This is a genomic window from Streptomyces sp. BYX5S, assembly GCF_054724165.1.
On sequence record NZ_CM138829.1, the window covers coordinates 3,157,738 to 3,170,310 of the forward strand.

Below are 12,573 nucleotides of genomic sequence, written 5' to 3' on the forward strand. Positions count from 1 at the left end.
GGTGGTGCACGTCAGGTGAGGGCCCGCGCGATGCCCGCGGCCAGCGCGTCCACCACGGGCGGGTCGAGCAGTTCCAGGTGGTGGCCGGGCAGCGGGACGACCGTCAGGTCGGTGAGGTGCGCGTCCCAGCCGAGCGCGTCGTCCGTGCGCTCGTAGCGGGCGTCGCGGACCGTGTGCGGCGCGGGCCGCGTCGCCCGGAACAGCAGGGTCCGGCCCGCGTACGGCCCCGGCGCGTGGCGTTCGCCGCTGCGCAGGTCCAGGTACGAGGTGCGCTGGTGCGCGAGCACGGACGCGGGCAGGTCGACGGCCTGCTCCAGGAGCTTGAGGACGAGCTCGATCTGCGCGCCGTCCTCCAGACCGCCCAACTCCTCGTACGGAAGCTTGAGTTCGGCGCCGTACGTGGTGCCGATGTACGTCGCGAAGTCCTCGAAGCGGCGCCGGGCCTCGGCGGCCGGGGTGCGCGCGGGCGGCGCCGGGAGCGGGAGGACCGAGTCTACGAGGATCAGGGCGGACACCTCGCCGTGCCGTGACAGGAGCCGGGCCGCCTCCTGCGCGACGACCCCGCCGTACGACCAGCCGCCCAGCGCCCACGGCCCCGCGGGCCGTACCGCGCGGACGCGACGGGCGAACTCGGCGGCGCGCCCCGGCACGTCGTCCGGCGCCTCGACGCGGTCGAAGCCGAACACCGGGCACCGCCCGTCGAGGCGCGCCGCGAGCCGCCCATACACGTCGGACGAGCCGCCCGCCGCGTGCGCGAGGAACAGCGGGGCGCCCGGCCCGGTGCCGGGGAAGGCGCGCAGGAGGCCGGGGGTGCCGAACGAGGGGCGCTCGGCGGGATCGGGGAGCGCGGCGGCGGTCGGCGCGGCGTCCAACAGTGCCGCCACACCCCGCAACGTCCCCTGCCGCAACAGCGCGCCCGGCTCCGGCGCCGCCCCGAACTCCCGCTCCACCGCGGCCCGGATCCGCACCGCCGTGAGAGAGTCGAGGCCGAGCTCCGTGAGCGGGACGTCGGGGTCGAGCCGGTCCGCGCCGAACCCCATCACCCCCGCGACGAGGGCCCGCAGCCGGTCCAGCGGGGTGACCGGCGCCGCGTCGGCCGCGTCGTCCTCGGCGGGCGCCAGGGCTTGCGGCCTCTCGCCGGCCCAGAACCGGCGGTGCCGCCAGCGCGGCGTGGGCACGTCCGCGATCCGCCCGCCCGGGTTGAGGGTCTCCCGTGCGGACGGCACGGCCACCCCGTTCACCAGGAGCGAGGCGAGCGAGGAGCGGAAGGTGAGCGCGTCGTCGGTGCCCCGGCGCAGCGTGGGCAGGATCAGCGGGGCGGCGCCGCCGACGGCCTCCAGGGTGCGGGTCAGCGGATGCAACTGCGTGGGATGCGGGGCGACTTCGACGAACACGCGGTGCCCGTCCTCGGCCGCCGCGCGCACCGCCTGCGCGAACCGCACGGGGCGGCGCAGGTTCGCGATCCAGTACGCGGTGTCGTACGGGTCGTCGGCGCGCGGATCGTCCAGGACCGAGGAGTAGCGCGGGCACACGGGCGTCCCGTGCGGCACCGCGCCCAGCTCCCAGGCGAACTCGTCGAGCAGCGGGTCGACGTCGGGGGAGTGCCCGGCCCCGGTCACCGGCAGCGCCCGCGCGAAGCCGCCGTCGGCGGTGATCCGGTCGACGAGCGCCGCGACGTCGGACGCCGACCCGGTGACCACGCACTGCGCGGGGGAGGCGTGCACGGCGACGTTCAGCGTCCGCAAGTCCGCGGAGAAGGAGGCGAGTTCGGCGGCCGGGACGTCGGCGACCGCCATCGCCCCGCCCCGCAGCGTCGCGAGCAGACGGGAGCGCACGGCGACGATCCGGGCCCCGGTCGCCGGATCCAGCGCCCCCGCCGCGACGGCCGCCGCGATCTCGCCCAGCGAGTGCCCGACGACGGCCGCGGGCTCCACCCCGTAGGAACGCCACAGTTCGGCGAACGCGACCTGGAGCCCGTACAGGACGGGCATCACGACGGCCGGGGACGACAGGTCCGCGTCGGGTGCGGTCGCGGCGCGCAGGTCGATGCCGGCGTGCTCGCGCAGGGCCGGGGCGATGCGGTCGACGCTGGCGGCGAACACCGGCTCCGTGGCGAGGAGTTCGCGCGCCATGCCGGGCCACTGCGATCCGTACCCGGAGAAGACCCAGACGGGTCCCGTGGCCGGGCGGGGGCGGTCCGCCGTGACGAGGTGGGTGTCCGGGGCGCCCGAGGCGAGGCGGCGCAGGGCGGTCGCCGTGGCCGGCAGGTCGCGGGCGACGACGGCGGCGCGGGCCCGGCCGCGTCCCGTACGGCCCGCGAGGGTGCGCGCCACGTCCGACAGCGGAACACCGGGGAGGGCGGGGGAGTCGAGCCAGTCGGCCAACTCGCCCGCCTGCGCGCGGAGTCGGGAGGGCGTGGGCGCGTCGAGGAGGGTGATCGCCGGTTGGCCCGGCGGTCGTTGCGTGTCGGGGGCCTGGCGCGGGTACTGGGCGAGCGCGACGTGCGCGTTGGTGCCGCCGAACCCGAACGCCGAGACGCCCGCCGTCGCGCCGCCGGAGTAGCGCGGCCACGGCTGCGGCGCGTCGACGACCCGCAGGCCGAGTCCTTCGAGGTCGAGGTGGTCGGGCGGGCCCGTGAAGTGCAGCTGGGGCGGCAGCTCGTCGTGGTGCAGCGCCAGCACCGTCTTGATGAGCCCGGCGATACCGGCGGCCGCCTCCAGGTGACCGAGGTTCGTCTTCACCGAGCCGAGCAGGAGCGGCTGTTCGGGGGAGCGGCCCCGGCCGAGCACCGCGCCGAGCGCGCCCGCCTCGATCGGATCACCGAGCGGCGTGCCGGTGCCGTGCGCCTCCACGTAGTCCACGAACCGGCCCGCACCGCCGTGGACGTGCCGCAGCAGTGCGCGCTGCGCCGACGCGTTCGGTGCGATCAGTCCGTTGGAGCGGCCGTCGGAGTTCACCGCCGAGGCCGTGAGCAGCGCCAGGATCCGGTCGCCCGCGCGTTCGGCGTCCGCGAGGCGCTTGAGGACGACGACCCCGCAGCCCTCGCCGCGCACCATGCCGTCCGCCGCCGCGTCGAACGCCTTGCAGCGGCCGTCGCCCGCCAGCGCTCCCGCCCGCTGGAACCCCAGGGTCACCGCGGGGGACAGCAGCACGTTCACGCCCGCCGCCAGCGCCGTGTCGCACGAGCCGTCGCGCAGCGCGCGCACCGCGTGGTCGACCGCCACCAGCGACGACGAGCACGCCGTGTCGACCGCGAGGCTCGGCCCGCGCAGGTCGAGCGCGTACGACAGACGGCCCGCGGCGACGCTCAGCGCGCCGCCCGGTGCGGTCCACGGCGTCACCGATTCCGGGTCCCGCGCCGTGAGATGGGCGTACTCGGTGCCGCTGATCCCGACGAAGACCCCGGTGCGGCTCCCGGCGAGCGACGGCGCGGGCAGCGCGGCGTGGTCGAGGGCCTCCCGGGCCACCTCCAGCAGCAGCCGCTGCTGCGGGTCGAGCGCGACGGCCTCGTCCTCCGCGATGCCGAAGAACTCCGCGTCGAAACCGGCGAGCCCGTCCAGGAACGCGCCGTGCCGCGACAGGTCCTCGGGCAGCCGCCCGCCGGGCGGCACGAACGGCTCCCAGCGGCCCTCCGGCACCGTCCCGACGGCGTCCCGCCCCTGCGTGAGCAGCCTCCAGTAAGCGGCCGGGGAGTCGGCCCCGCCGGGGAACCGGCAGCCGATTCCGACGACGGCGACGGGCCCACCGGCCGGCTCGGCGACGGCCACCCGCGCCTCGTCCCTTGCCTCCGCGCCGGTCAGCGCCGCCACCAGCTGCCCCGGCGTCGGCGTGTCCCACAGCTGCGTGGCCGGCAGCCGCCGCCCCACCACGTCGCCCAGCAGCCCGGTCAGCGCGACCGCGTCCCGCGAGGTGAGCCCCAGCTCGGCGAGCGGCCGGTCGTCGTCCACCTCGTCGGCCGCCACCCCGTACCAGGCGCCGAGCCTCTCGACGATCACCTCACGCAGGCGCTGCCCGGCGCTCACCGCCCGGCCTCCGCAACGGACGCCCGCCGCGCCGACTCGGCCAGATACCCCTCCCGGCAGGCCGCCCGCGCCACCTTTCCGCTCGACGTGCGCGGCACCGTGCCCGCCGGGACCAGGACGAGATCGGCCAGGCGCAGGCCGTGGCGGGCGGTGACCGCCCGGCGGGCGGCCAGGTGGGCGGCGCGGGTCATGGCGGTGTCGGGGTCGGTGCCGCGGCGGACCTCGGCGACCACGACGAGATCGCCGTCCGGGACCTGGAACGCGGCGAGCCGGTCCCTGCGCAGCAGCGCCGTGAGGGCGGGCGCGGACTGGACCGTCTCCTCGACGTCCTGCGGATAGTGGTTGCGGCCGTCGACCACGATGAGGTCCTTGAGCCGGCCGGTCACCAGCAGTCCGCCGTCGTGCAGCGCCCCGAGGTCGCCGGTCCGCAGCCACCCGTCGTGGAAGGTCTCCGCCGTCCGCTCCGGCTGCTTCCAGTAGCCCGCGCCGACGTTCGGCCCCCGCACCTGGATCTCGCCGACCCGCCCCGCGTCGAGCACGGCCCCCGTGTCGGGGTCCGCGATCCGTACGTCCTGGCCGACCGGCCACCCGCAGTCGACGAGCCGCGCGTCCCCGCCGTCCCGAGGCGCCACGACACCGCGCGCCAGCTCCGCCGCGTCGCACTCCACCGTGCGGGGCGGCGCGTCGCCCCGGTCCGTGGTGACGAACACCGTCGCCTCCGCGAGCCCGTACGCCGGGCACAGTGCTTCGGGGGCGAGACCGGCACCCGCGAACGCCCCGGCGAACCGCTCCAGCGTGGCGGGCCGCACCGGTTCGCTGCCGTTGAGCAGCGTCGCCACCCGGTCGAGCCGCAGGTCGGTGACGTCGTCGACGCGCGCCACGCAGTAGTCGTACGCGAAGTTGGGCGCGGCGCTGATCGTGCCCGGGTACCCGCCGAGGAGTCGCAGCCAGCGCTCGGGGCGCTCCAGGAAGGCCTGCGGGGTGAGCAGCACCGACGGGTACCCGGCGAAGACCGGTGCCGCCACGCTCAGGACGAGGCCCATGTCGTGGAAGAGCGGCAGCCAGCCGACCGCCGTGCTCAGACCGGGCGCGGCACCGACCGCGGCGACGGCCTGCCGGGCGTTGGTGACGACGTTCGCGTGCGTCACCATCACCCCGGCCGGGGTGCGGGTCGAGCCCGACGTGTACTGGAGGTAGGCCACGTCGTCCGGAGCGGGCCGCGGTAACCGCTGGTCCTTGGGCGGGGGCCGCAGGCCGTCGACGGCGAGGACCGGGAGCCGCTCGCCGCGCCCGTGGGTGAAGTCCTCGACGTCCTGGCGCGACTCCGCGTCCGTGAGCACGCACGCCGGTTCGCAGTCGTCGAGCACGGCCGACAACCGGCCCGCATGGCCCGGCAGTTCGGGCCAGAACAGCGGTACCGCGATCACCCCCGCGTACAGGCAGCCGAGGAAGGCGGCCGCGTAGTCCAGGCCCTGCGGCAGCAGGAGCGCGGCCCGGTCGCCGGGCGCCGTCGTGTGCGTCAGCCGCTCCGCGACGGCGCGGGCCCGCGCGTCCAGCGCCCGCCAGCCCAGGGTGCGGTGCAGCCCGGGGGAGTACGGATCGGGGAAATCGACCTGGGTGAAGGCCCGTTGGTGCGCGTGCCGGGTCGCCCAGTGGCTGAGGCGGTCGGTCAGGAGGGGCATGGGCTCGGGGGGCGTGGTCTCGTGAGGCATCTCGTGCGTCATGACGGCTCCATGGGGTGACGGAGGCCCCAGGTTCCGCCGGGGTGCGACAGCGGAGAAAGACGACTTGCTGACAGTTTGTCAACTCGCAACTGTCAAAGAGGTGACAACACCGGGCGCCGGAATCGGCGTTCCGCAGAGCAGTGCACGCACCGTGCGCGTGCCGAGAATTCCCAGGGAGAGGCACGGTTTCCGGGGACGGGAGGTACGGGATGCGTCGGGGAAGGCTGTCGGCCCTGCTGGTGCTGCTGTCCCTGGCGGGGTTCCTGACCACGCTCGACAACACCGTCATCAATGTGGCCCTGCCGACGGTGCAGGACGAACTCGGCCTCAGCGTCGCCGACCTGGAGTGGGTGGCCACCAGCTACGTCCTGTCCTTCGGGGCGCTGCTCCTCGCGGGCGGCCGCCTCACCGACCTGGTGGGACGCAGGCCCGTGCTCGCCGTCGGGCTCGTCGTGTTCACGGTCTCCTCCGGCGCCGCCGCCCTCGCCGACAGCGGGACGTCGCTCGTCGTGGCGCGCGCCGTGCAGGGCGTCGGGGCCGCGCTCGTCATCCCCGCCTCGCTCGCCGTCGTCGCGGCCGACCTGCCGGCCCGGCGCCGCGCGACCGCCGTCGGGCTGTGGACGGCGTCGCTGGCCGTGGCGCTCGCGCTCGGGCCGGTCATCGGCGGCTTCGTCACTGAACACTGGGGCTGGAGCTGGGTGTTCCTGCTCAACGTGCCGTTCGGGACGCTCGCCCTGCTCCTCGTCCCCGCGGTGCCGGGCGCGCGGCGGGAGCGGTCGGGCGGGCTCGCGGGGCTGCTCGACCTGCCGGGCGTCGCGCTGTCCGCGCTGACCCTGTTCCTCCTCACGTACGCCCTCGTGAAAGGCGGGGAACACACCTTCAGTACCCCGCCCGTGCCGCTTTTCCTGTGGCTGTCGGCCGCCGCCGGGACCGCCTTCCTCGTCGTCGAGGCGCGCACGTTCCTGCCGCTGGTGGACCTGCGGATGCTGCGCGACCGGTTCCTCGTCGGCGGGGTCGTCGCGCAGGTCCTGTGGGGCATCGGCGTCAACGGCGTGTTCTTCTTCACCGCGCTCTACCTCCAGCACGTGCTCGGCTTCTCGCCGGTGAAGGCCGGACTCGCGTTCCTGCCGCTGGCGGGGGCGCTGCTGCTGTGCACGCCGCTGGCCGAGCGCGCGGCCCGGCTCATGGGCGGCGCGCACCGCTCCATCGCGGCGGGGCTCGCGCTGGTCGCGGTCGGCCTGCTGTGGGTGTCGGGGACCGGGCTGCACGCCACGTACGCCGATCTCCAGCCGGGGCTCGTGCTCATCGGTGTCGGCTCCTCCCTCACCACGCCGCTGACCGTGCGGTCGGTGGCGGGTGTCCGGGCGACGCGCACCGGGATGGCGTCCGGGCTGGTCAGCGCGGCGCGCGAGATCAGCGGGGTGTTCGGGGTCGTCCTGATCGGGGTCGTCCTCACCCGCACGGAACGCTCCGCGCTCCGCGACGGCATCGACCCGCGCACGGCCTTCCTCGACGGCTACGACACCGGGCTGCAACTCGCCGCCGGGTGCGTGCTGTTGGGGGCTTTCGTCACACTGGTGGCGCTGCGCAGGCCGGGCCGGCACCGGAGCGAGGGGAGCGCGACGGCGGGGGACCGCACGTACGCGCGGCGACGCAGACCGGGAGACGCGACCGCCGAACGCGCCCGGTGACCGGCTCACGCCGACCGTACGTCGCCGCCCCGGGCGCCACCGTCCGCGAGCAGCGTGACGAAACCGTCGGGGCCGCGCACCGCGAGCAGCCCCGTACGCAGCCACCCGCCCGGCAACAGACCGTGCACGTCGCCGACCTGAGGCCCGCGCAGCAGCAGCTCGCCCGCGTGCCCCGGCAGCGCGTCCACCTCCGGCACCCCCTCCACCGCGATCCGCACCTGCGTCCCCGGCAGCGCCCGCCCCGCCGTGCCGGGACGGGCGTCCGCCGACAGCGGGTTGGCGAGCGCGACGCCCGCCGCGGCGGGCGGCCCGTACGCCTCGAAGATCCGCGCGTCCAGCGCCGCGCGCGCCCGCTCACCCGTGGCGGCGTCCAACGGCGCCGTCACGACCGCCCGGACGGTCGCCAGGGCCTCCCGCTCGTGCACCGGCCGGGCGAGCAGGCCGCGCAGGGCGTCCGGCGGCGCCGCGAGCAGGGTGGGCGCGCGGCGGCGCGCGGTCCGCAGCACCGCGAGGGGGTCGGTGGCCGGTGGCGCGAGCACCGTGCGGGCACCGGTGAGCAGCGGCGCCACGACGGTCAGCGCGAGCCCCTGCGCCTGCCGCACCGGCGCCAACGACATGACTCGCTGCCGCGACTGCCCGTGCCAGTGGGCGAGTTGCCGCACCGCTGCCACCAGGTGCCGATGCCGCAGCCCGACCTCCGCCCCGTCCGGCCCGCGCAGCACGACCGCGGGATCGTCGGCGGAGGGCGCCGCGGGCAGCGCATCCGGGAGGCGCCGCGCGTCCAGACTCCGGTAGGCGACGACCCCCACGGGCGTGGGCCCGCCACCGGCGCCCCCGCCCGCGTACCGGGTCTCCCCGCCCACGTCCACGGCCACCACCGTCCGCAGCGCCGACCACCCCCACGCCCCCGCGACCTCCGACGCGGTCCGCTCCGGTGCCACGGCGACCACGGCCGACGCGTCGGCCTGCCCCCACCCGGCCGGGTCCAGCGGCACCGCCACCGCCCCGAGCCGCCACACCGCGTGGCACAGCACCACCAGTTCCCGGCAGTCGGGGAGCAGCAGGGCCACCCGGTCGCCGCGGCGCACGCCGAGCCCGGCCAGGCCCGTTGCGACCCGCAGGGCCGAGCGGCGCAGTCCGCCGAAGCCGGTGCGGCGCGCGCCGGGGCCGATCAGCGCCGTGCGCGGTCCGTGGCGGCGGGCCGCCTCGTCGAGGAGGTCGGGCAGCGCGCGCGGCGGCGCCGCGGGGGCACCCGTGAACAGCTCCGTCATGCCTGGATCGTGGCGCACCGCACACCCCCGCCACTTGTGCCCCTTCGCGCAGGACCGGGCCCCGCCTTGTCACTCCGGTGACAAGGGTCACGCCGGTTTCTGTACGCCTTCTACGGGTCGCCACAAGAACCCGGCAGTATCGTCACCGCACCCTGACGGACCCGCACACGGAAGGGAGCAGCCAATGCTCGAAGCAGCCCACGGCACGCGCGAACGGCCCGTGAACGGCGCTCCGTTCAGGAACTTCCCCGCCGAACTCAACGACCAGTTGCGGCCGTTCCTCGGTGACCTCACCGAAGAGGTGGTCCGCGCCATCAGGACCGAGATCGCCGAGTACGCGCGGCCCATGGACGACACGTACATGCACGTCGTGCACCGCGGAGTCGAGCAGGCGCTTGAGGGCTTCCTCGCCCGCGTCGCCGACTCCGACTCCGACTGGGAGGACGTCAAGGCGACCTACCAGCGGATCGGCAGGGGCGAGGCCGACGAGGGGCGCAGCCTCGACTCGTTCCAGGCGGCGCTGCGGCTCGGCGCCCGCGTCACCTGGCGGCGCGTCACCGAACTCGTCCAGGCCGAGCGGCTGCCGCCGAACGTCCTCGTCGCGTTCGGTGAGGCGATGTTCCTGCACCTCGACGAGATGGCCGCCGCCACCACCGCCGGATACACCGAGGCCAGGCTGCACACGGCCGGCGAGCTCCAGCAGCGCCGCAGCCGCCTCATCGACCTGCTCACCGCCGACCCGCCGGTCTCCCCGGAGGCCATCGCCGACCTCGCGCACACCGCGCAGTGGCCGGTGCCCCGCGAGATCGCCGTCGTCGTCAGCGACGACCACGGATCGGGCGAGGGGAGCCGGCCCATCGTGCCGCCCGAGTTCCTCGCCCGGTTCGACGGGCAGCCCGGCGTCATCGTCGTCCCCGACCCCGAGGGCCCCGGCCGGGAGCGCGCCATCGCGGGCGCGCTGCGCGGACTGCGCGCCGCCCTCGGCCCCACCGTCACCCTCGACGCGGGCGCCCGCTCGCTGCGCTGGGCCCGCGACGCCCTCGACCTGGCGCGCCGCGGCACCCTGCCGCGCGTCGGGCTCGTCCGCTGCACCGACCACCTCTCGACGCTGCTGCTCTTCCGCGACGAGGCCCTGGTCGCGGAGCTGGCCCGCCGCCACCTCGGCCCCCTCGACACCATCCGCCCGCCGCACCGCGAACGCCTCGCCGAGACCCTGCTGTGCTGGCTGAGCTGCGCCCGCAACGCCAGCGAGGTCGCCCAGCGGCTCGCCGTGCACCCGCAGACCGTGCGCTACCGCCTGCGCCAGCTGGAGGAGGTCTTCGGCGACCGGCTGCGCGACCCGGCCGCCCAGTTCGAGATGCAACTGGCGTTACGGGCGATGCACCTGCGCCGCCAGGGCGCGGACTGACGTCTCCCGATTGCGGTCCGCCGGATCGCGTGCGGCGCCCGCCGCGCCTAGCGTGTACCCATACCTGCCGGGCCGCGGCGTGCCCGGCGACCGAGGGAAGGGTGTCGCCCCATGTCCGCTCGACCAGAAGGCGCGCCCGTCTGGGCCGACGCCATGTTCCCGGACCTCGAGGCCGCGAAGGCCTTCTACGCGGAGCTGTTCGGCTGGACCTACGACGAGGGCAGCCCCGAGTACGGCAACTACACGCAGGCCAGGACCCCCGACGGCAAGCACGTCGCGGCGCTCGTCCCGCAGATGCCCGGCGCGGAGGGCGTGCACCCGGCCTGGAACCTGTACCTCGGCACCTCCGACATCGACGCCGTCGCCGAGCGGATCAAGGACGCGGGCGGCAGCCTCATGATGGACCCGATGCGGGTCGCGTCGTTCGGCACGATGGTCACCGCGCAGGACCCCGCCGGCGTCGTCTTCAGCGTCTGGCAGCCCGACACCCACGAGGGCTTCGAGAAGGTCAACGAGCCCGGCGCGTACTGCTGGGCCGAGGTCAACACCCGCAACGCCGAGCGGACCGACTCCTTCTTCCCGACCGTCTTCGGCTACGGCGTGAAGAAGATGGCCGACGAGCACGTCGACTTCAACGTGTGGGAGCTGAACGGCGAACCCACCATGGGCCGCATGCGGATGACGGACGACTTCCCGCCGCACGTCCCGTCGTACGTCAACGTGTACTTCACCGTCGAGGACTGCGACGCGGCCGTCGCCACCGTCCAACGCCTGGGCGGCAAGCTGCACTTCGGCCCGACCGACAGCCCCTTCGGCCGGTTCGCCGCGGTCACTGACCCGCAGGGCGCCGCGTTCTCCGTCATCGACGTGACGGCCGCGAAGGGCGAGATGCCAGAGCTGTCCTGACGCTGTTCACGGGCTCTCAGTCGGCCCGGCCCGGCAGCGTGAACCCCAGCTCCTCGGCGGCGCGTCGCGGCGTGGGCTCGGCCCACCGCCCGACCGCCGCCGTCCCCGTGGACGCCAGCGACCGCAGCTCGGCCCGGTCCAGATAGAGCGTGCCGTTCAGGTGGTCCGTCTCGTGCTGCACGATCCGCGCGGGCCAGCCCGTGAACTCCTCGTCCACCGCGCGCCCCTGCCCGTCGAGCGCACGCAGCCGCACCCGCTCGTGCCGGGCGACGACGGCCTGGTACCCCGGCACGCTCAAGCACCCCTCGTAGAAGGCCACGTGACGCGCGCCCACCCCGTCGTACGAAGGGTTGACCAGCACCCGGAACGGCTGCGGCACCCGACCGCGCGCGCTGCGCACCTCCTCGCTCACGGTCGCCGCGTCCTCGATGACGGCGAGCCGCAGCGGCACCCCGATCTGCGGCGCGGCGAGGCCCACGCCGGGCGCGGCGTGCATGGCGACCCGCATCGCCGCGATCAGCCGTGCGAGCAGCTCGTCGGAGAGCTGTCCGTCGACGGGCTCGGCGGGGCGGCGCAGCACCGGATCGCCCGCCGCGACGATCGGCAGCGGCTCGTCCCCGGCCCCGGCCAGCAGCGACTCGACGTGATCGGTCAGTGACATGTACGGCATCGGCCCAGGATGCCAAGCGTCCCGCCGCGGCGGCTGTCCGGGGTGCGGGAATGGACGGCGCGCCCCAGCGGTTGTGATCATGTGGCCGCCCGAACGCACGGTGCGGCCGTGACACAGGAGAAGGTTCGAAGGTTCCGCGGGAATGACCCAGACGCAGTCGCAGACGTACGAAGAGCACGAGGCCGTCACGGGCCGCATCCCGGGGTTCGATCCCCTCGACCACCCCGCGTACGCCGCGCTCACCGGCCCGCACGCGCACTTCGCCGAGCGCAGCGGCCGCGCCCTGCGCTATCCGGCCGCCGTCACCCCGTGGACCGCGCTGCCCCCGGACGCCGGGCCCGCGGACTGGGCGGACCTCGCCGCCTTCGCCGAGCCCGACGGAACGCTGCCGCTGCTCGGCACCGACGTCGAGGTCCCGGACGGCTGGGAGACGACGGTGGACCACGCGGGCGTGCGCATGGTCGGCGACGCCGTGGACGCGGCGCCGGACCCCGAGGCCGTTCCGCTCACCGTCGCCGACGTGCCCGAGATGCTCGACCTGGTGTCCCGCACGCGGCCCGGCCCGTTCACCCCGCGCACCATCGAGCTCGGCACGTACCTCGGCATCCGGCGCGGCGGCGCCCTCGTCGCGATGGCGGGGGAGCGCCTGCACCTGCCCGGGTACACCGAGGTCAGCGCCGTGTGCACCGATCCGGCGCAGCGCGGGCAGGGCCTCGCGGGGCGGCTCGTCAGGGCCGTCTCGGCGGTGATCCTGGAGCGCGGCGAGACCCCGTTCCTGCACACCGGCGCGGCCAACGCGAGCGCGATCCGGCTCTACGAGTCCCTCGGCTTCCACCTGCGCGCCACGACCCGCTTCCGGACGGTGCGCGCGCCGCGGTAGG

General features: G+C 75.8%; 8 protein-coding genes. 4 read left to right on the forward strand and 4 right to left on the reverse strand.

The genetic code is table 11. The annotated features are described in order from the left end of the window. Window positions 1-11 precede the first annotated feature (11 nt). A complete protein-coding gene (locus ACYBSK_RS14350; RefSeq protein ID WP_460246326.1) occupies window positions 12-4,022 on the reverse strand; it encodes a beta-ketoacyl synthase N-terminal-like domain-containing protein in 4,011 nt (1,336 codons plus the stop codon). Continuing rightward, window positions 4,019-5,746, reverse strand: a complete 1,728-nt coding sequence (locus ACYBSK_RS14355) for a fatty acyl-AMP ligase (RefSeq protein ID WP_460246327.1) — start codon at window positions 5,744-5,746, stop codon at window positions 4,019-4,021. The genes ACYBSK_RS14350 and ACYBSK_RS14355 overlap by 4 nt, the downstream gene beginning before the upstream one ends. Before the next feature lie 209 nt (window positions 5,747-5,955). Between ACYBSK_RS14355 and ACYBSK_RS14360 the strand changes: the two genes are divergently transcribed. Continuing rightward, a complete protein-coding gene (locus ACYBSK_RS14360) occupies window positions 5,956-7,437 on the forward strand; it encodes an MFS transporter (RefSeq protein ID WP_460246328.1) in 1,482 nt (493 codons plus the stop codon). Between the two features lie 5 nt (window positions 7,438-7,442). On the opposite strand, the gene ACYBSK_RS14365 is transcribed toward ACYBSK_RS14360, so the two are convergent. Next, window positions 7,443-8,708, reverse strand: a complete 1,266-nt coding sequence (locus ACYBSK_RS14365; RefSeq protein ID WP_460246329.1) for a class I adenylate-forming enzyme family protein — start codon at window positions 8,706-8,708, stop codon at window positions 7,443-7,445. A gap of 184 nt (window positions 8,709-8,892) precedes the next feature. Between ACYBSK_RS14365 and ACYBSK_RS14370 the strand changes: the two genes are divergently transcribed. Together ACYBSK_RS14370 and ACYBSK_RS14375 are read left to right on the forward strand one after the other, a co-directional pair. Continuing rightward, a complete protein-coding gene (locus tag ACYBSK_RS14370; RefSeq protein WP_457477455.1) occupies window positions 8,893-10,116 on the forward strand; it encodes a PucR family transcriptional regulator in 1,224 nt (407 codons plus the stop codon). A gap of 111 nt (window positions 10,117-10,227) precedes the next feature. Continuing rightward, complete coding sequence (locus ACYBSK_RS14375) at window positions 10,228-11,022, forward strand: VOC family protein (protein WP_460246330.1); 795 nt, start codon at window positions 10,228-10,230, stop codon at window positions 11,020-11,022. 16 nt (window positions 11,023-11,038) lie between these two features. Here ACYBSK_RS14375 and def read toward each other — a convergent pair whose 3' ends face one another. After that, complete coding sequence (gene def, locus ACYBSK_RS14380) at window positions 11,039-11,692, reverse strand: peptide deformylase (RefSeq protein WP_457477457.1); 654 nt, start codon at window positions 11,690-11,692, stop codon at window positions 11,039-11,041. Window positions 11,693-11,834: 142 nt separating this feature from the next. On the opposite strand from def, the gene ACYBSK_RS14385 reads away from it, so the two are divergent. Next, on the forward strand, window positions 11,835-12,572 hold the full coding sequence (locus ACYBSK_RS14385; RefSeq protein ID WP_460246331.1) for a GNAT family N-acetyltransferase: 738 nt from the start codon (window positions 11,835-11,837) through the stop codon (window positions 12,570-12,572). The last annotated feature ends 1 nt before the right edge of the window (window position 12,573 follow it).